The organism is Micrococcus sp. LASM2_SD2 (genome assembly GCF_057364565.1).
On sequence record NZ_JBNFOB010000017.1, the window covers coordinates 1 to 19411 of the forward strand.

Sequence of the window (19411 nt, forward strand, 5' to 3'; positions counted from 1 at the left end):
CCGGCACCCGCCGCGCGAAGGTTGTGGTGGTCGGCGGCGGCGTGGCCGGCGAGGCCTCCGCCGTGGTGGCCGCCGGCATGGGCGCGGACGTCACCGTCCTGGACGTGAACCTGGAGCGTCTGGCCCAGCTCGAGCTGGTCCACCAGGGCCGCTTCCGCACCCTCGCCTCGAACCACCACACCCTCACCGAGCAGGTGGCCGACGCGGACCTGGTGATCGGCTCCGTGCTCATCCCGGGCGCCGCGGCCCCGAAGCTCGTCACCGAGGAGATGATCGCCTCCATGCGCCCGGGCTCCGTGCTCGTGGACATCGCGATCGACCAGGGCGGCTGCTTCGCAGGATCGAGGCCCACCACGCACACCGACCCGACCTTCCGCCTCGGTGAGCAGGTCATGTACTGCGTGGCCAACATGCCCGGCGCGGTCCCCCAGACCTCCACCGCCGCCCTGACGAACGCGACCCTGCCGTACGTCAAGCGCCTCGCCGCGAAGGGCTGGCAGAACGCCCTGGCCTCCGACCCCGGCTTCGCCGCCGGCCTGTCCACGGTGGACGGCACCCTGCAGCACCAGTCCGTCTACGACGCCCTGGCCGAGCCCCTCGGCCTGTCGGAGGACACCCTCCGCCCGGTGCGGGACGTCCTGAACGTGGTCGACTGACCCGGAGCCGACCGGACGACGACGCCGCACCTCGTGAGGTGGGCGGCCGTCGTCGTGCTGTGGGCGGGGACCCGACGTTCTCCCGAACGAAAGCGTGACGGGGTCAGGCGTTCCAGAGGCCGTAGGAGTCGGCCAGGTCCGCGATCTTCTGGGCGCGCAGCAGGCGGGGCAGGTAGGAGCCGTCGCCCACGGAGGCGCCGGCGGCGTGCTTGTCCAGCAGGTCGTGGGCCCACTGCACCTCGTCCTCGGACGGGGACAGCGCCCTGTTCACCCAGTCCACCTGGTCCCGGGAGAGCACCAGCCGGCCGGTCATGCCCATGGTGTTGGTCATGCGGGAGGACTCGTGCACGGCGTCCTCGCCGTCCGTGTTCTGCGGCGGGCCGTCGATCGCGCCCGGCAGCCGGCCCACGCGCGAGGCGATCACCAGCCGGGAACGGGCGTAGGCCATGGCGATCGGGTCGTCGCCCACGCCCACGTCCTTGCGGAAGTCGTTGGTGCCGAACGCCAGGCGGAACGTGCCCGGCGCCTTCGCCACGGCGGTGGCGTTCTCCACGCCCAGCGCGGACTCCAGCAGCGCGATCACCGGGGTGCCCGCCCGCAGCCGCATGGCGGTGAAGGTCACCTGCTCCGGCTCCTCGGTCTCGGCGAGCATCACGCCGCGCACGCCCTCCACGTCCTTGAGGGCCTCCAGGTCCGCGGCCCAGTGGTCCGTGCTGGTGGCGGAGATGCGCACCCAGGCGGTCATGCCGTTGGACAGGGCGTCCACCACGTTCGCGCGGGCCTCGTCCTTCTTCTCCTCCGGCACGGCGGCCTCGAGGTCGAAGATCACGGAGTCGGCCTCGGAGGCCAGACCCGGGGCGTAGTCCTCCGGCTTGGCGGCGTTGACCAGGAGCCAGGAGCGGCTGAGCTTGGCGGGCAGGGCGGCGGCACGTCGATTGCGCAGGGGCATGCCCGCCAGCCTAGTGCCGGCCGCTCGCGCAGGCGGAAGGGTTCCGGGGCCCGTGGTCACCCCGCGGACGGCGGTACCATGGGCCCACGACGACGGCCCCTCGCCACAGCCGGCATCGGTCCCGTCTGTTCTTGTCCCTCCACCCCCTCCCAGGAGTTCAGCGCCATGCACCGCACCGGACGTCGCCCCGCCGCCCGCGTGCTCGCCTGGGCCGGCGCCCTCTCCGTCGGCGCGGCCGCCGTGGCCGGCTGCACGCCGGACGGCCGGGAGCCCTCGCCGGAGGAGAACGGCTCCTCCCCCGAGGCGGCGGGGACCGGCGTCCCCCAGGTGGACCGGGAGGGCTACGCACCGCTGACGGTCTACCTCGTCTCCCCCGTGTGGTCCGCCCCGCCGGGCACCTCGGGCGTCCGGGTGGGCTGCCAGGACCAGGACCTGCTGGTGCCCGTGGAGACGGTGCCCACAAAGGCGGAGGACCCCGCGGACATGGCCATGGACTTCCTCCTGAAGGACGTCAGCGGCTCCCACGGCGACCCGGCCCTGACGAACGCCCTGGCGGCCTCCACGAAGACCCTGACGTACACCGGCCACCACCGGGACGGGGACACCGAGGTCTTCGAGTTCGCCGGCACCGTGACCGTGGAGGACGTGTGCGAGGCCGAACGGGTCCGGGCGCAGCTCGAGGCCACCGCCGCGTCCCACACGGACGCGGAGCAGGTCCGCGTGACCGTGGACGGCGAGGACATCGCCGACGTGCTCCGGCTGCCCGAGTACGAGCCCGGCGACGAGTACACCGCGCCCCCGGCCGAGGAGGACGCGCAGGAGAGCGCCACCCCCGGTGAGGACGACGTCGTCGGGGATCCCGGCGCACCTGAAGCCCCGGGTGAGGGGACGCCCAGCACCCCTGGCGAGGGGACGCCCAGTACCCCGGGTGAGGGGACGCCCAGCACCCCGGGCGGCGTGCCGAGCGTGCCCGGCTCCGTGCCCTCGTACGGCGTGGAGACCCAGCCCGTGCTGCCGCCGGACGCCCCCTGACCCCGGGCGGCGCCGGCGGACCGCGTCACGGCCCCTTCGCCCGCGGGGTCGCCGAGACGTGACGAGAGGTCCACAGGCCCGCGCCGCGCATGAGCCCCCACAGGACGAAGAGAGGGTCCCAGAGGACCGCGTGGCCGACGACGGCGGGCTGGTCCCAGGACGCCGCTCCGGTGGCGAGCCCCGTCCAGGCGCCGATCGTGCCCGCCCCTCCCCCGGGCGCGCGCAGGTCCTCAGCCGACCCCTTTCGCCTGCCGCACTCCGGCATATTGATTCCACCTGCCGGAAACCGGTCCTCGCCTGAGCGGGGCTGTTAGCCTCTACTCCCGTGTCCCAGAGTCGTGACTTTCTCTCCCAGCGCGCCCTCGGCGTGAAGCAGTCCGCGGTCCGCGATGTGTTCGACATCGCCATGGACCCCAACCTCGTCTCCCTCGCCGGCGGCAATCCGTGGCTTTCGGGCCTGCCCCTGGACGAGCTCGGCAAGACGGCCGGCGAGCTGATCTCCCGGCACGGCACCGAGTCGCTCCAGTACGGCCCCGGCCAGGGCCTGGAGCCGATGCGCCGGGCCGCGTGCACCGTGATGGCCGGCGACGGCATCCCGGACGCCGACCCGGAGCTCGTCGTCGTCACCCCCGGCTCCCAGGCCGCCATCGACACCGCCTGCCGCGCCTTCGGCAACCCGGGCGACGTCGTGGTGGTGGAGGACCCCACCTTCGTGGGCGCCCTGACCAGCTTCAACACGTGGGAGCTGGACGCCGTGGCCGCCGGCACGGACGAGCACGGCCTCATCCCGGCCGAGCTGGACGCCACCCTCGAGCTGATGAAGGCCGAGGGCCGCCGCGTGGCCTTCCTCTACACCATCCCGTCCTTCGCCAACCCCTCCGGCGCCCTGCTGCCTCAGGACCGCCGCGACGAGATCGCCCGCATCTGCGCCAAGCACGACGTGCTGATCGTGGAGGACAACCCCTACGGCCAGATCGCGTTCGACGGCGAGCCGACCGCCCCGATCGCCGCGAAGCACCGGGACCAGGTGGTCTACCTGGGCACCATGTCCAAGATCTTCTCCCCCGGCGTGCGCATCGGCTGGGCCCTCGTGCCCGAGGCCCTCAAGCGCGAGTTCTACCTGTCCGCGGAGTCCGCCTTCATCCACGCCTCCACGCACGGTCAGATGCTGTCCACCGCGTTCGTCGACCACTTCGACTGGCAGGGCCACGTCCGTGAGGTCTCCGGCCTCTACAAGGAGCGCGCCGAGGCCCTGTGGGACGCGGTCAAGGAGCACTGGGACCCCGCGGTGGAGTTCATCCGCCCGCGCGGCGGCTTCTTCCTCTGGGGCGCGCTGCCCGAGGGCGCCGACACCCTGGAGCTGATGACCCGGGGCATCGAGGCCGGCGCGGTCTTCGTGCCGGGCGCCGCCTTCACCCCGGTGGAGGGCACCCACTCCACGCTGCGGCTGGCCTTCTCCTTCGTGGAGGCGGACAAGCTCGTGGAGGGCGTGAGGCGGCTGGCCCCGGTGGTCAACGAGGCCGTGGCCCGCACGCGCTGAGCCGCCCGGACCCACGCCCCGGCACACGGACCCGAGGGGCCGTCCGCACTCCCGTCGCCACGGGTGCGGGCGGCCCCTCGTCCGTGGTGGCGGACGCCCCTTCCCCGGCCTCGGGCGATCGTATATGATCCGGACCATGACGCAGAGCACAGGCCAGAACCCCGTCACGCCCACCGTCACGGAGCACGACTTCACCCGCCGCGAGAACCGCCCGGGGAAGGTCCTCGCGCTGCACCTGAACTACCCCTCCCGCATCGCCCAGCGCGGACGCTCCCCGAAGTTCCCCGGCTACTTCATCAAGGCCGGCACCTCGATCGCCCGCTCGGGCGACACCGTCGAGCGCCCCGCGGACACGGAGCTGCTCGCCTACGAGGGCGAGATCGCGCTGATCATCGGCACCCCCGCCCGCCGCGTCTCCCCGGAGGACGGCTGGAGCCACGTCGCCGGCATCACCGCCGCCAACGACTGGGGCCTCTACGACCTCCGCCACGCGGACAAGGGCTCCAACGTGAAGAACAAGTCCGGTGACGGCTACACGCCGCTCGGCCCGGCCGTGATCTCCGCCGCCGGCCTGGACCCGAAGGCCCTGCGCGTGCGCACCTGGGTCAACGGGGAGATCGTCCAGGACGACACCACCGACGGCCTCGTGTTCCCGTTCGGTCAGCTCGTGGCGGACCTGTCCCAGCTGATGACCCTCGAGGAGGGCGACGTCATCCTCACCGGCACCCCGGCCGGCTCGTCCGTGGCCCAGCCCGGCGACGTCGTGGAGGTCGAGGTGGACGCCCCGACCGCCCCGGGTGCCCCGTCCACGGGCCGCCTGGTCACCAAGGTGGTGGAGTCCGACCGCCCGATGGCGCCGTTCGGCCACGGCCCGCAGGTGGACGACACGCAGCGCGAGGAGGCCTGGGGTTCACGCGAGGCCGCAGGCCTCCTGCCGGCCGACACCGAGGTGGCAGGGCTCTCCCCCGCCGGCGCCGAGAGGCCCGACGACGGCGCTGCCGCCGGCTCCGCCTCGCCGGCCGCCTCCTCGGCGGTGGACGAGAACGGCCACTGGGTCCCCTCGGCCCCGCAGCCGGACCGGACCCTGCTGACCCCTGAGCTGCGCGCCAAGATCGAGGCCACCGCCGTGGCCACCCTCACCGCCCAGCTGCAGAAGCGCGGCATCCAGAACGCCACCATCGACGGCCCCCGCCCGTTCCACCGAGGACGGCGCGTGCTCGGCTACGCCAAGACCCTGCGCTACGTCCCGAAGCGCGAGGACCTGTTCAAGGAGTTCGGGGGCGGCTTCAACGCCCAGAAGCGGGCGATGGACTCGGTGCGGCCGGACGACGTGGTGGTCATGGAGGCCCGCGGCGAGCACGGCACCGGCACCCTCGGCGACGTCCTCGCCCTGCGCGCCCAGGTGAACGGCGCGAACGCCGTGATCACCGACGGCGGCGTGCGGGACTCGGACGCCGTCCGCGAGGTCGGCCTCCAGGTGTACGCGAACGCCGCGCACCCGGCGGTGCTGGGTCGCCGCCACATCCCGTGGGAGGTCGGCGGCACCATCGCCTGCGGCGGCACCACCGTCCAGTACGGGGACATCATCGTCGGCGACGACGACGGTGTGGTGGTCATCCCGCCGTCCCTGCTCCAGGAGGTCGTGGACGACGCCTACGAGCAGGAGCTGCAGGACGCCTGGGTGTTCGAGCAGGTCAAGGACGGCCACCCGGTGGACGGCCTCTTCCCGCCGAACGCCGAGTGGAAGGCGAAGTTCGCCGAGTACCGCAGGACCCTGCCGGACGCCCCGGCCCCGGAGGGCGACGGGCGCGCATGAGCCGCACGGACACGGGGCGAGCCGCGGCCACGCCGAGGCGAGGATCCACGCAGACGGGACAGTCCGTCGTCGGGATCCCCGCCTCCAAGGCCGACCGCGCCTACCAGGCCATCCTCGAGGGGATCCGGGACCAGCGCCACGAGCCGGGCGACCGGCTGGTGCTGTCCCAGATCGCCGCGGAGCTCGGCATGTCCGTGGTGCCCGTGCGGGAGGCGATCCGCCGCCTGCAGTCGGAGAACCTGGTGGCGTACGAGCGGAACGTGGGCGCCACGTGGTGGGCATCGACCCGGTCGAGTACCGCCACACGATGGAGACGCTGGCGCTGGTGGAGGGCTACTCCACCGCCCAGTGCGCCCCGCACGTGACGGCCGAGGACCTCGAGGCCGCCCGCGAGGTCAACGACGCCATGCGCGCGCTCACCGAGTCGGAGCAGGCCTGGGACCCGGTGGCGTTCACCGAGCTCAACCGGCACTTCCACTCGATCCTGTTCGAGCACCACCAGAACGAGCACGTCCACGACCTGGTGCACCGCGGCTGGAACCGCCTGGCCGCGCTGCGCTCCTCCACCTTCGCGTACGTGCCCGGTCGCGCGGACGCCTCCGTGGAGGAGCACGAGCACCTGCTGCGGCTCATCGAGGAGGGGGCGCCCTTCGATCAGATCGAGGCCGCGGCCCGCGCCCATCGCCTGAACACCCTGCACGCCTACCTGGAGCACAGCGCGGAGCAGTCCGCGTGAGCACACCGCCGGAGAGCCCGGCCCGAGCACGCCGGCACCGGGGCCGGGACATCACAGACCGACCGACCACATGAACCATCCGACCCATCCGAAGCACTGGAGCGAAGGAGACACCATGACCGAGAAGACCAGCATCGAGGCACGCAAGCCCGAGGGCCTGCCGGACGTCCTGCGCCACTACATCGACGGCGAGTTCGTCGACTCGATCGACGGCGACACCTTCGACGTGCTCGACCCGGTGACCAACGAGCCCTACATGAAGGCCGCCTCCGGCAAGTCCGCGGACATCGACCGCGCCGTGGCCGCCGCGAAGGCCGCGTTCGAGTCCGGCGAGTGGTCCCAGGCCCTGCCGCGCCAGCGCTCGCGGGTGCTGCACAGGATCGCGGACATCATGGAGACCCGCGGCGACCAGCTGGCCGCCATGGAGTGCTTCGACACCGGCCTGCCGATCAAGCAGGCCAAGGGCCAGGCCGCCCGCGCCGCGGAGAACTTCCGCTTCTTCGCGGACCTGATCGTCGCCCAGCACGACGACGCCTTCAAGGTCCCTGGCCGCCAGGCCAACTACGTGAACCGCAAGCCGATCGGCGTGGCCGGCCTGATCACCCCGTGGAACACCCCGTTCATGCTGGAGTCCTGGAAGCTGGCCCCGGCCATCGCCACCGGCAACTCCGTGGTGCTCAAGCCCGCCGAGTTCACCCCGCTGTCCGCGTCCCTGTGGGCGGGCATCTTCGAGGAGGCCGGCCTGCCGAAGGGCGTGTTCAACATGGTCAACGGCTTCGGCGAGGAGGGTTTCGCCGGCGACCCGCTGGTCAAGCACCCGGACGTGCCGCTGATCTCCTTCACCGGCGAGTCCCGCACCGGCCAGATCATCTTCGGCAATGCGGCCCCGCACCTGAAGGGCCTGTCCATGGAGCTCGGCGGCAAGTCCCCGGCCGTGGTCTTCGAGGACGCGGACCTGGAGACCGCCATCGACGCCACGATCTTCGGCGTGTTCTCCCTGAACGGCGAGCGCTGCACCGCCGGCTCCCGCATCCTGGTCCAGCGCTCGATCTACGACGAGTTCGTGGAGCGCTACGCCGCCCAGGCGAAGAACGTGAAGGTCGGCCTGCCGAACGACGAGACCACCGAGGTCGGCGCGATCGTGCACCCGGAGCACTTCGAGAAGGTCATGTCCTACGTGGAGATCGGCAAGGGCGAGGCCCGCCTGGTGGCCGGCGGTGGCCGCCCCGAGGGCTTCCCGGAGGGCAACTTCGTGCAGCCGACCGTGTTCGCGGACGTGAAGCCGGACGCCCGGATCTTCCAGGAGGAGATCTTCGGCCCGGTCGTGGCGATCACCCCCTTCGACACGGAGGAGGAGGCCCTCGAGCTGGCCAACAACACCAAGTACGGCCTGGCCGCCTACATCTGGACCAACGACCTCAAGCGCGCCCACAACTTCGCGCAGAACGTGGAGGCCGGCATGGTGTGGCTGAACTCGAACAACGTGCGCGACCTGCGCACCCCCTTCGGCGGCGTGAAGGCCTCCGGCCTGGGCCACGAGGGCGGCTACCGCTCGATCGACTTCTACACCGATCAGCAGGCCGTGCACATCAACCTCGGCGAGGTCCACAACCCGGTGTTCGGCAAGCAGGGCAAGTGACCCCGGCCCGGGCGGCGTGACCTTCCCACCCCTGCGCCGAGCCGGAGACTTCGGCTGCTTCAGGCGCGCCTGAAGGCACCGAACCCTCTGGTTCGGCGCGGGACAGCGGGACCCGGCCATCCCGACGACGGCACCCACCTCCCCGAGGCGGGTGCCGTCGTCGTCTCCTCCCCCCGGGATGGCACGATGATCCGCATGGACCACCACGAGCCCGGCCGGTGCTCTTCACCTACCTCCACGGCGGCGAACACTTCCTCGACGTGCAGGACACCTCCAACGACGGCCCCACCCCTGCGCGCAGAGTCGCCGCCGCGGTCCCTCGCGCCCTCCGGGCACGGATCGAGGCCTGGGACGACCGCATGGGTGACGCCTTCGACCACCCGGCCTACGGAGAGGGACGTCCGCCGGAGACCTGGCCGGCCGACCTGCGCGAGTCCCTGACCCGGGAGTACGACGCATTGGTGGCTGACCTCCACGCTGCGGGCTTACCCGTGGTCCGCGACGCCTGGTGGGCGCCCGGCTCCGTGTGAGCCCAGGGCTTGCCCGTCCCCGCCGCCCTGCGCAGGATGGAGGGCAGGCGACCAGAGGAGAGGGGCCCATGGCCGTATCGACGCGCACCCCGGAGTTCACGCCGCCCGGCGAGTTCTCCTGGCCCCGGGCCGCGGTGAAGACCACGGCGCTGTGGCTGGTGAACTACGCGCTCCTGGCGGTCGCGATCCTGCTGTCCGCCTCCGGGCTCTTCCGGACCAACAACGGAAGCACCGTGGAGCCGGGCTACGTGCTCTATGCCTGGGCGATGATGCAGGGGTTCTTCCCGCTCTACCACCGGGCCACCGGCGCCCCTGACGACTACATCCCGCAGAGCCCCCGGTTCATCCCCCTGCTCCTGCTGACGCAGGCGGTGGGGATCGTCTCGCTGGCCCTGCTGGTCCGGCCGCTCTCGCTGATCGGGGCGGACCAGCATGAGCCCGGGTCCGTGATGGCGCTGATGGACGTGGACCCGACGGCGTGGGGCCTCTTCATGCTCCACGCCCTCGGCATGCTCGGCTGGCCCACGGCCGCTGCCCTGTTCATGCTGCGCCGGACAGCCCAGCCCGGCAGGCTGCTCGTCGGCCTGGTGGTGGGTCTGCCGCTGTTCCTGGTGACCCTCCTGGGCGGGTTGATCGGTGGCTTCTTCCTCATCGTCGACGGGGACGCCGCCCGGGACACCGCGCTGCTGATCAGCGCCACCTTCGGCCTCACCGGCCTGACGGCCCTGGCCCTCTCGATGCTCTGGTTCCGGGCCTCCACCGCGCGCGAGCCGCTGGGACCGCCGCCGGCGAAGCCCGGGATGTTCACGGGGGCCGTGCAGCCGCCGCGAGACTGAGCGCCGGCTCCGCCCGCTCCACCCGCGCCGCGCGCGCAGGACGCAAGTGAGGGCGAACCTTCCCGGAATATCGGCACGAATTCCGGGAAGGTTCGCCCTCACAACGACCCCTTCGCGGTCGACTCTTCCCCCGGATCGTAGGATCATATACGATCTGAGTCAGAGGGAACGTGCCCCAGCCCACAGCCCCTGCTCGCCGCCGAGGACCACCGTCCCCGCCGGCGCTGCACAGTCCCGCGGGCCGGGCGCACGCACCCACCGCGCCGGCATCGCCGTCGGCACGCACCACCCCAGAGTCAGGAGTGACGATGAGCAACTACGAGGGCCGCACCAAGACCTCGTCCGGCTTCTACGTGGGCCAGGAGGGCCCGGTGAAGACCGACAACCCGATCCCCACCCCGAAGTCCCCCGCTCCGGACGTGCTGCGCTGCGCCTCCATGGAGCTCGTGGTGACCGACCTGGCCGCCTCCCGCAGGTTCTACGTGGACGTGCTGGACCTGGTGGTGACCGAGGAGGACGAGAACACCGTCTACCTGCGCTCCATGGAGGAGTTCATCCACCACAACCTGGTGCTCCGCAAGGGCGAGACCGCCGCCGTGGCCGCGTTCTCCTACCGCGTGCGCACCCCGGAGGACCTGGACAAGGCCGTCGCCTTCTACGAGGAGCTCGGCTGCCGCGTCGAGCGCAGGAAGGACGGCTTCGTGAAGGGCATCGGCGACTCCGTGCGCGTCGAGGACCCGCTGGGCTTCCCGTACGAGTTCTTCCACGAGGTGGAGCACGTGGAGCGCCTGGCCTGGCGCTACGACCTCTACACGCCGGGCGCCCTGGTGCGCCTGGACCACTTCAACCAGGTGACCCCGGACGTGCCGCGCGCCGCCCGCTACATGCAGGACCTGGGCTTCCGCGTGACCGAGGACATCCAGGACGAGAACGGCACCGTCTACGCCGCGTGGATGCGACGCAAGCCCACCGTGCACGACACCGCCATGACCGGCGGCGACGGCCCGCGCATGCACCACGTCGCCTTCGCCACGCACGAGAAGCACAACATCCTCGCCATCTGCGACAAGCTCGGCTCGCTGCGCATGTCCGACGCGATCGAGCGCGGCCCGGCGCCACGGCGTGTCCAACGCGTTCTACCTCTACCTGCGGGACCCGGACGGCCACCGCGTGGAGATCTACACCCAGGACTACTACACCGGCGACCCGGACAACCCGGTGGTCACCTGGGACGTGCATGACAACCAGCGCCGCGACTGGTGGGGCACCCCGGTCGTCCCGTCCTGGTACACGGACGCCTCGCTCGTGCTGGACCTGGACGGCAACGTCAAGGAGGTCGTGGCCCGCACCGACGACTCCGAGATGGCCGTGACCATCGGTGCCGACGGCTTCTCCTACACCCGTGAGGACGACGAGAAGGAGATGCCGGACTGGAAGAAGGGCGAGTACAAGCTCGGCAACCAGCTCTGACACCCCCGCCGCAATTCGGGGCCACTTCGCACGGACTTTCACCTGGCGGAATCTAGTGGTGAGTGCACCAGGTCGTTCTGGCTGATCCAGGAAGGCCTGGTGCACTCACCATGTCCCCGAAGTGCTCCCATGCCGTGTCCAAGACCTTCCGCCTGCGTGCTCTGGAACTGATGCTCAACGGCGGCAGGACAGAAGACGTCGTCGCTCAGTTGAGCGTGTCTCAGACCGCGGTGAAATGCCGGTGCCAGCAGGCAGGACTTCGTTTGGATCCGGACAGGGGACCCGGCCAGCTCCACCATGGTGACGGTGCCGTGATCACCACGCCCCGCGCCCCGCGCCCTGGATCGCCCCGGGATGCGTGGAGAGCATGAACATCCCTGGAGGATAGAGACATGCCTGCACCACGAAAGTACCCCGACGAGCTCCGTGAGCGAGCGATCCGCCTGGTCCGAGACCGCCTCGCTGATGAGCCCGCCCTGCCCGTCTCCCGCGCCTGCCGGCACGTTGGCGAGCAACTCGGCATCAACGGCGACTCGCTGCGCAACTGGGTCACACGCGAGCGGATCGACAACAGGGAAATCCCTGGCACCACAAGCAGTGACGCCGCCCGGATCACGGAACTCGAGAAAGAGAACCGTGAACTGCGTCGCGCCAATACCATCCTGCGTCAAGCGAGTGCATATTTCGCACAGGCGGAGCTCGACCGCCGATAACCGACGTGGACGCGTTCATCGACGCACGCCGAGATGAACACGGGGTCGAGCCGATCTGCACCGAACTCACTCAATCCGGTATCCAGATCGCCCTGAGCGCCTACTATGCGAGAATGGATCGCCCAGCATGCGAGATTCACGGCGGCCACCGGGTGCCCGGTGTTCATCGCGGACCCGCACTCGCCCTGGCAGCGGCCCACGAACGAGAACTTCAACGGGCAGTTGCGGTGGGAGTGCCCCAAGGGCACGGACTTCAACACCATCTCTGATGAAGACATCCGTGCCACTCAGGACCTGTCGAACACGCCGGCCAGGGTTGTGCTGGACGGGTGCACCCCGGCTGAGAGACTGGCCGAACTCATCGACAACACCCAGGACAGTGGTGCACTGACCACCTGACCCCGCCCGAATCGAAGCGGCGTGTCCCGCCCCCATTCGTCTGACCGGGGGGCGAGAGGGGACGCGGAGTCCCCCCGTGGGGAGTCCGCCCCCTCTCGCCCCTACGGCAAGGGTCTCGGAGATGGCGTGAGCTCGCATCAGCGGGAGGTACGCGTCTGCTCCCATGCCGCCCGCAGGCGGTCGAGGCGGTCCAGGTCCGGGGCGTCGCCTGTGCCGAGGTGGTCCCTGACCCAGGCGGTGAAGGCCGCCGCGCCGTCCAGCAGACCGGGGACGACGACGGCCGGGTCCACGAGCGTCGTCTGATCGTCCACACTGAACAGGGCGCCCGCGGCGACGCGCCGCAGGGCAGGCTCCTCCGGGAGCCGGTCAGCCGGCTCCCTCACGCTGGCGCCGGTGACGAACTCCTCGACGGCGTCGACGAGCAGCTCCCAGGTCACCGTCACGTGGTCGAGAAGGGTCGGCCCCATGAGCTCGTGGCCGTAGTACTCCACGGTGACCACCCCCTCACCGCCATAGGGGTTCCGCTTCAGCCGTTCGGCCCACAGACGTGCGGCCCCCTCCGGGTCATCGTGAATACTGAGCAGATGCTCCTCCGGCTCGGCCAGGAAGGCGTCCAGGTCCTCCACGGCATTCGGCCTGAGCAGTGCCGTGTCGCACTGGAACGGCTCAAGGGTCTCGGTCATGTCAGCCCCTGCATCGTGTCGCTCACCCATGTCATCGAGGATAGAACTGGACGACGCGGCCCTTGGAAATCCGCATCGTGTAGTTCACGCCGTCGACTCTCCCGCTGACCGTGAATGTGGCGTTGGTCCCCTGCGACCGGAGAGTCGACGCCTTCTGCTTCATCGCCGCATGGACGAGGGACCGGACGTCGTTGAGTGACATGTTCGCATTGAAGAAAGTCTGTGTCTTCTTAGTCGTTCCGTTGTGCATGACAACCAGCGCCGCGACTGGTGGGGCACCCCGGTCGTCCCGTCCTGGTACACGGACGCCTCGCTCGTGCTGGACCTGGACGGCAACGTCAAGGAGGTCGTGGCCCGCACCGACGACTCCGAGATGGCCGTGACCATCGGTGCCGACGGCTTCTCCTACACCCGTGAGGACGACGAGAAGGAGATGCCGGACTGGAAGAAGGGCGAGTACAAGCTCGGCAACCAGCTCTGAGCCTGTCCCCTTCCTGAGGTCCGCACCTCGGCAGAGGACCACGACGGCGGCCGCCCACCTCGGGCGGTCGCCGTCGCCGTCTGCTCAGCTCACCTCACGGGGACGATCGGCAGGTCGTGCTCCTTCGCGAAGGCCACCCAGTGCGCAGCGGGCTGCTCCGCGAACGCCGCCGTCAGCTCGCCCTCGCTCTTGCCGAGCAGCTCCACCATCCGCTCCTTGAAGTGCGGCTCCAGCGCGGCCAGGGCCACGAAGCCGTCCGCGCACGCATAGATCCCGTACTCCGGCAGCGCCCCGCCGAGGATCGCCCGGCTGTGCGTCAGGTCGGTGGTCACGGCGGCGTCGCGCACGGCCTGCTCGAGGGACACCTTCACCCGCACGGCGCCGTCCCGGCCTGCGGCCACGTTCGCCCGGCGCTGCAGCAGGGCGGCCAGCGCCTGACCCGCGGCCCGCTCGCCGCCCATGACGTCGGCCAGCAGCACGGCCGGCAGCCGCGGCACATCCACATCTTCTCCATCGGCACCGCCGATCGTCCCGTTGGCGGCCTGGTAGGTCAGGTCGTGTCCGGGGTCCTCGGGGTCCTCCTCCGACCCGACGACCTCCACCCAGGCCAGGGACATGCGGTCCGCCAGCTCGGGCAGGCCCAGCCGCTCGGCCGCCGAGGGCCGCATGGACGTCACGAGGATCTCGGCCTGGTCGGCGAGCTTCGCCAGCTGCGCGCGCCCTGCCCTGTTCTTGAGATTCACCTCCACGATCGCCATCCCCTCGGAGAACCGCTCGTAGATCAGCGTGGACATCCGGGACATCATGTCCCCGCCCGGCCCTTCGACCTTGATCACATGGGCGCCCCACTGCTGCAGCCGCCAGGCCGCCCACGGTCCGGGCAGGTTCGGGGCCAGGGACAGGACGGTCACGCCCTCGAGCGGGCGCAGGGGTGTCTCGGCAGCGGTCACGGCTGGGCCTCCTCAGCTCTCGGGCGACGGTCTGACGACGACGGCCGGCCCCGGTCGGGTGCGGACCCGCCCCACCGTGGGACGACGCGCCCGCCACGGCGGGCCGGCAGGACCCGGCGAGGCGGCCGTCGTCGTGGTCCTCTGCCTGAAGCATGCCAGCGCATGTGACCTGCGCCACGAACATGACACCATGCAACGTATACGATTCACCCAGAGCCCCTTCCCCGAGCCGCCGCAAGGAGCGCCATGCTGAACCACGAGACGCACGTGAAGATCGCCGACGAGCTGCACCGGGCCGGCATCGACCGCACGCCGGTCCCCCTGCTCACCGCCCGTTACCCGGAGATGCAGATCGAGGACTCCTACGCCGTTCAGCGCATCTGGGCCGAGCGCCAGGTGGAGGCCGGCCGGCGGAAGGTGGGCCACAAGATCGGCCTGACCTCCAAGGCCATGCAGGACGCCACCGGCATCGACGAGCCGGACTACGGCGTGATCTTCGACGACCAGGTCTTCGAGTCCGGCCACGTGTACGAGTGGAAGAGGTACACCCACCCGCGCATCGAGATGGAGCTGGCGTTCGTGCTCAAGGACGAGCTGCGCGGCCCGGGCCTGAACCTGATCGACGTGCTGCGCGCCACCGAGTACGTAGTGCCGGCGCTGGAGGTGCTGGACTCGCGCATCGAGATGGCCGGCCGCACCATCACGGACACCATCTCGGACAACGCGGCCCTGGGCTCCATGGTCATCGGCGGCCGCCCGGTGAAGACGGATGAGGTGGACCTGCGCTGGGTCTCCGGCATCCTCTCCCGCAACCAGGAGATCATCGAGACCGGCGTGGCGGCGGGCGTGCTGAACCACCCCGCCAACGGCGTGCACTGGCTGGCCAACCGCATCGCCGGGCACGACGACGCCCTCGAGGCCGGCGAGATCATCCTGGCCGGCTCCTTCACCCGCCCCATGTGGGTCTACGAGGGCGACACCGTGTACGCGGACTACGGCCCGCTCGGCACCGTCACCTGCCGCTTCGAGTGAGAGGACAGACCACCATGCCCGTGATCGACAACGCCCAGCCCCTCGTCCGCGACCTCTTCACGGAGGAGGCCGTGTCCGCCCGCGGCGGTCGCCCCGCCGCCGGCATGTTCCTGTGCTCCGGGGATGCCACCACTGCGGAGATCTGTGCCGGCGCCGGCATGGACTACCTGCTGATCGACGCCGAGCACGCCCCGCTGACCCTGCAGGACGTGCTGACGCAGCTGCGGACGATCGCCGGCTACCGGGTGCCCACCATGGTGCGCGTGCCGGCCCTGGACACGGTGGTGATCAAGCAGTTCCTGGACCTGGGGGCACAGACCCTGCTGGTGCCCCTGGTCAGCACGCCGGAGCAGGCCGCCCATGCGGTGGACGCCCTGCGCTACCCGCGCCCGCGCGGTGAGGACGGCACCCCGCAGGACGAGGGCGACGGGGACTTCGGCGGCATCCTCCGCGGTGACCGCGGCGTCGGCTCGGCTCTGGCCCGCTCGGGCCGGTGGAACCGGATCGGCGGGTATCTGCGCGACGGCGACCGCCACGTCAGCCTGTTCGTGCAGGTGGAGACGGCGGACGGGGTGGCCAACGCGCACGCGATCGCCTCCACCCCGGGCGTGGACGGCGTGTTCGTCGGTCCCTCGGACCTCTCCGCGTCCATGGGCCTGCTCGGCCAGCAGTCCCACCCGGACGTGGTGGCCGCGGTGAAGCAGACCATCGAGGCCGTGAAGGCTGCCGGCAAGATCGTGGGCGTCAACGCGTTCGTGCAGGCCCAGGCCGAGGACTATGCGGCCGCCGGTGCGGACTTCGTCAACGTGGGCGCGGACGTGGCGATCCTCGCCCGCGGCGCCGAGGCCCTGGCGGACGCCTGGTGCCCGGCCGCCGAGGGCGAGGCCGGCGGGGAGCGCGCCAGCTACTGACGCCGTCCCCGGGGCCGTCCGTAGGCTGGGCGGATGGACTCCTCCTCCCATCCCGCCCTTCCCGACGACGGCTCCCCCGCCTCCTCCGTCCACCTCACCTCGGTGTTCGCGGACACCTTCCCCGAGCTCTCCGTGCCGTGGCAGGGCCAGCCCGCCCCGGGCGCCGAGGCCGTGTTCGTGGACGAGGAGCTCGCCGCCGAGCTCGGCCTGGATCCCGCGTGGCTGCGCTCCGAGGAGGGTGTGCGGCTGCTGACCGGCGAGCGCCCGAGGCGCGGCGCGGGCGGGGACGGCGGTGGAGACGACCGTGTGGACTCCTCCGCCGCACACCCCGTCGCCCAGGCCTACGCCGGACACCAGTTCGGCCACTACTCCCCCGTGCTCGGCGACGGCCGCGCCCTGCTCCTCGGCGAGATCCCCGCCCCACCGGACGCTTTCGTTCGGGAAACCGTCGAGTCCTCAGGCGCTGTCGTTCGGGAAACCGTCGAGTCCTCAGGCGCTGTCGTTCGGGAAACCGTCGAGTCCTCCGATGCACAGCCCGGCCCCACCTCCCCGCACACCCCGGCCCTGCCGTCCCTCGTCGACCTGCACCTCAAGGGCTCGGGCCGCACCCCGTTCTCCCGCCCGGGCTCGGACGGCCTGGCCGCGCTCGGCCCGATGCTCCGCGAGGTCCTCGTCTCGGCCTCCCTGCATGCCCTCGGCGTCCCGACCACCCGGGCCCTGGCCGTCGTGACCACCGGCCGCCGGGTCACCCGCGAGGAGCTGCACCCCGCGCCGTGCTGGCCCGCACCGCCGCCTCCCACCTGCGCGTGGGCACCGTCCAGTACGCCGCGGCCCTGGCCGCCCAGCACGAGGCCGCCGGCTCCCCGGACCGCGACGACGACCTCCACCCGGAGACCCTGCTTCCCCGCCTGGTCCAGCACGCCCTGGACCGCCACCACCCGGACGCCGAGCGCACGGACGTCCCCGCCCTGGACCTGCTCCGCGCCGTCGCCCGCGTCCAGGCGGAGCTGGTGGCGCAGTGGATGCTGCTGGGGTTCGTGCACGGGGTGATGAACACGGACAACATGACCCTCTCCGGCGAGGCGATCGACTTCGGCCCGTGCGCCTTCATGGAGGCCTTCGACCCGGACACCGTCTTCTCCTCGATCGACCACCAGGGCCGCTACGCCTACGGCAACCAGCCGGCGATCGCCCGCTGGAACCTCGCCCGCCTCGCCGAGGCCCTGCTCCCCCTGATCGACGAGGACCCGCAGCGCGCCGTGGCCTCTGCCGAGCGCGTGCTGGACGAGTTCCGCGCGCACCACACCCGCGCCTGGCATGAGGGACTCGCCGCCAAGCTGGGCCTGTCCCCGGGCGGGCGCGGCACCGTCAACACCCTCACCGACCCGCTGTTCGCCCTGCTGGCCGAGCACCGGGTGGACTGGACGTCCTTCTGGGCGTCGCTGGCGGACGTGGCCGAGGCGCAGGACGCCTCGCTCCTCCCCGAGCCGCTGCGGGACTGGGGCGCCGACTGGTTGGCCTACTCCCCCGCCCCCGCCCTGCTGCGCCGCACCAACCCCGTGGTGATCGCCCGCAACCACCTCGTGGAGGAGGCGCTGGCCGCTGCCGAGGCCGGGGACCTGCAGCCGTTCGAGGACCTGCTGGCCCAGGTGCAGGACCCCTACTCGCCCCGAGACGGACGGGAGAGGTACGCGGAACCGGCCGCGCCGTCGTCGGGACGCTATGTGACCTACTGCGGGACGTGAGCCGGCAGGCGGAGGCGGCCGTCCGATTCGACGCCGCTGCGCCACACACCGAAGGGCCCCGTCCGCTCCCAGTGGAGCAGGCGGGCCCTTCGTGGTGGGGCGGGTCAGTTGGCGAAGGTGTCCAGCAGACGACCCGTGGGGGTGAACAGGCCGACGGAGTCGCCGCCGTTGTTCAGCACGTTCGAGGTGCCCTGGTTGTAGTAGGCGTCCTCGGTGTCCGTGCCCGGACCGGTGTAGACCCGCAGGGTCTGGCCCGGCTCGAGGATGTAGCCCTCGCCGACGGTCAGGACGTTGTAGGCGGCGTCCCGCAGGACGTAGCCGGAGACGTCCACCGGTGCCGGGCCGTCGTTGACCAGCACCACGTGCTCACCGGTCTCCGGCTGCAGGTCCGCACCGGGGACGTCGTTGACGGAGTCCAGGATCCGCACGCCCTGCGCCTGCGGGAACGGCTTGACCCCCTTGGCATGACGGACGAGCTCGCGGGGGAAGTCGCCGGTCACCCGATCCACCCCGAGCGCCGCGACCTGCTTGTAGGCCTCCACGGAGTTCACGGTGTAGACGGCCGCCTCCAGGCCGGCGTCATGGATGCGCCGCACCCCGTCCGCGTCCAGGTTGCGGTAGTTGGTGCTGAAGCCGTCCGCGTACTCGGCCACCGCCTCCAGGGCGGCCGCGTCCGGCACGGTGCCGGCGAGCTGCTGCAGCGGGACCTCCGGTGCCAGGGCGGCGAAGCGACGGTTGGACTCGGCGTCGAAGCCGATGACCTCCACCTTGTCCCGGTCCACGAGGCGCTGCCACTCGGGCACGGAGGCGAGGGCCTCGGCCACGACGGCCTCGATGCCGGGCGAGTTCTGCGGGCTCTTGATCTCGATGAACACTCCGGTGCGCGGGGTGGCCACCCGGGCGGCGTCGTGCAGGTGCGGGATCCGCTCGCCGGCGTAGCGCTCGGCATAGGCGGAGCCGACCTCGAGCTGCTGGAGCTCGGCCCAGGTGAAGCTGGTGATCGGGTCGTCCTCGCGGCCGGGGAACACCTCGGCGACGTTCGTGGTGCGGGCAGGCGTGGAGTCGTGGAAGAGGAAGGGGACGCCGTCGGCCGAGAGCTGCACGTCGATCTCGAAGAAGGACGCACCTGAGCGGACCGCCTCGCGGAAGGCCGCCACGGTGTTCTCCGGGGCGACGCCCGCGGCACCGCGGTGGCCGATCACCTCGGGGGCGGAGGACTCGACGGCCTGCGCCGTGGGTGCCGAGACGGTGCCGGCGCCGTGACGCTCGGACGCCGCGGGGAGCGTGCTCCCG

The 19411-nt window shown here is 71.4% G+C and carries 15 protein-coding genes, 5 pseudogenes and 1 other annotated feature; of the genes and pseudogenes, 15 read left to right on the plus strand and 5 right to left on the minus strand.

Annotation, left to right across the window (positions count from 1 at the left end):
* The coding region (locus AC2W7A_RS02145) for an alanine dehydrogenase (protein ID WP_485989894.1) at positions 1-656 on the plus strand (656 nt) is incomplete at its 5' end.
* Positions 657-759: 103 nt separating this feature from the next.
* On the opposite strand, the gene AC2W7A_RS02150 is transcribed toward AC2W7A_RS02145, so the two are convergent.
* Positions 760-1605, minus strand: a complete 846-nt coding sequence (locus AC2W7A_RS02150; RefSeq protein ID WP_485989895.1) for an HpcH/HpaI aldolase/citrate lyase family protein — start codon at positions 1603-1605, stop codon at positions 760-762.
* Between the two features lie 165 nt (positions 1606-1770).
* On the opposite strand from AC2W7A_RS02150, the gene AC2W7A_RS02155 reads away from it, so the two are divergent.
* From AC2W7A_RS02155 to AC2W7A_RS02200, 10 genes and pseudogenes are all read left to right on the plus strand, one after another.
* Entirely contained in the window at positions 1771-2637 is an 867-nt protein-coding gene (locus AC2W7A_RS02155; RefSeq protein WP_485989896.1) for a GerMN domain-containing protein, read from the plus strand.
* A gap of 325 nt (positions 2638-2962) precedes the next feature.
* Positions 2963-4177: an aminotransferase-like domain-containing protein gene (locus tag AC2W7A_RS02160; RefSeq protein WP_485989897.1), complete on the plus strand. Its 1215-nt coding sequence runs from the start codon at positions 2963-2965 to the stop codon at positions 4175-4177.
* Positions 4178-4313: 136 nt separating this feature from the next.
* Entirely contained in the window at positions 4314-5993 is a 1680-nt protein-coding gene (locus tag AC2W7A_RS02165) for a fumarylacetoacetate hydrolase family protein (protein ID WP_485989898.1), read from the plus strand.
* A pseudogene (locus AC2W7A_RS02170) lies at positions 5990-6729 on the plus strand (GntR family transcriptional regulator). The gene AC2W7A_RS02165 and the pseudogene AC2W7A_RS02170 overlap by 4 nt, the downstream one beginning before the upstream one ends.
* Before the next feature lie 115 nt (positions 6730-6844).
* Positions 6845-8368 carry a 5-carboxymethyl-2-hydroxymuconate semialdehyde dehydrogenase gene (gene hpaE, locus AC2W7A_RS02175; RefSeq protein ID WP_485989899.1) on the plus strand — a complete coding sequence of 508 codons (1524 nt, stop codon included), beginning with the start codon at positions 6845-6847 and terminating at the stop codon, positions 8366-8368.
* A gap of 218 nt (positions 8369-8586) precedes the next feature.
* The gene (locus AC2W7A_RS02180; RefSeq protein ID WP_485989900.1) at positions 8587-8898 is read left to right on the plus strand and encodes a hypothetical protein; all 312 of its coding nucleotides are present in this window, start codon (positions 8587-8589) and stop codon (positions 8896-8898) included.
* 68 nt (positions 8899-8966) lie between these two features.
* Positions 8967-9734, plus strand: a complete 768-nt coding sequence (locus tag AC2W7A_RS02185) for a hypothetical protein (RefSeq protein ID WP_485989901.1) — start codon at positions 8967-8969, stop codon at positions 9732-9734.
* Positions 9735-10042: 308 nt separating this feature from the next.
* Positions 10043-11204: pseudogene (gene hpaD / locus AC2W7A_RS02190) on the plus strand (3,4-dihydroxyphenylacetate 2,3-dioxygenase).
* 392 nt (positions 11205-11596) lie between these two features.
* A complete protein-coding gene (locus tag AC2W7A_RS02195) occupies positions 11597-11917 on the plus strand; it encodes a transposase (RefSeq protein WP_485989902.1) in 321 nt (106 codons plus the stop codon).
* Positions 11881-12012, plus strand: a sequence feature (AL1L pseudoknot). Its footprint overlaps the gene before it by 37 nt.
* A 22-nt stretch (positions 12013-12034) precedes the next feature.
* Positions 12035-12316: pseudogene (locus tag AC2W7A_RS02200) on the plus strand (transposase); the annotation flags it as partial.
* Between the two features lie 137 nt (positions 12317-12453).
* Here the strand turns inward: AC2W7A_RS02200 and AC2W7A_RS02205 are convergent.
* Both AC2W7A_RS02205 and AC2W7A_RS02210 read right to left on the minus strand, forming a co-directional pair.
* The gene (locus AC2W7A_RS02205) at positions 12454-12999 is read right to left on the minus strand and encodes a hypothetical protein (RefSeq protein ID WP_485989903.1); all 546 of its coding nucleotides are present in this window, start codon (positions 12997-12999) and stop codon (positions 12454-12456) included.
* A gap of 31 nt (positions 13000-13030) precedes the next feature.
* Positions 13031-13201 (minus strand): hypothetical protein, encoded by a 171-nt coding sequence (locus tag AC2W7A_RS02210; protein ID WP_485989904.1) that lies wholly within the window; start codon positions 13199-13201, stop codon positions 13031-13033.
* A 42-nt stretch (positions 13202-13243) separates the two neighbouring features.
* Here AC2W7A_RS02210 and AC2W7A_RS02215 point away from each other — a divergent pair.
* A pseudogene (locus tag AC2W7A_RS02215) lies at positions 13244-13480 on the plus strand (3,4-dihydroxyphenylacetate 2,3-dioxygenase); the annotation flags it as partial.
* A gap of 89 nt (positions 13481-13569) precedes the next feature.
* On the opposite strand, the gene AC2W7A_RS02220 reads toward AC2W7A_RS02215, so the two are convergent.
* Positions 13570-14430, minus strand: a complete 861-nt coding sequence (locus tag AC2W7A_RS02220) for a CoA transferase (protein ID WP_485989905.1) — start codon at positions 14428-14430, stop codon at positions 13570-13572.
* A gap of 246 nt (positions 14431-14676) precedes the next feature.
* Here AC2W7A_RS02220 and AC2W7A_RS02225 point away from each other — a divergent pair, with 246 nt between their 5' ends.
* The 3 genes and pseudogenes from AC2W7A_RS02225 to AC2W7A_RS02235 all read left to right on the plus strand — a co-directional run bounded on the left by AC2W7A_RS02225 (position 14677) and on the right by AC2W7A_RS02235 (position 18118).
* Complete coding sequence (locus AC2W7A_RS02225) at positions 14677-15462, plus strand: FAA hydrolase family protein (RefSeq protein WP_485989906.1); 786 nt, start codon at positions 14677-14679, stop codon at positions 15460-15462.
* Positions 15463-15476: 14 nt separating this feature from the next.
* Complete coding sequence (locus tag AC2W7A_RS02230; protein WP_485989907.1) at positions 15477-16373, plus strand: HpcH/HpaI aldolase family protein; 897 nt, start codon at positions 15477-15479, stop codon at positions 16371-16373.
* Positions 16374-16406: 33 nt separating this feature from the next.
* Positions 16407-18118, plus strand: a pseudogene (locus AC2W7A_RS02235) (protein adenylyltransferase SelO).
* A gap of 104 nt (positions 18119-18222) precedes the next feature.
* On the opposite strand, the gene AC2W7A_RS02240 reads toward AC2W7A_RS02235, so the two are convergent.
* Positions 18223-19411: glycerophosphodiester phosphodiesterase family protein (locus AC2W7A_RS02240; RefSeq protein ID WP_485989908.1), on the minus strand; the 1189-nt coding region annotated here is incomplete at its 5' end.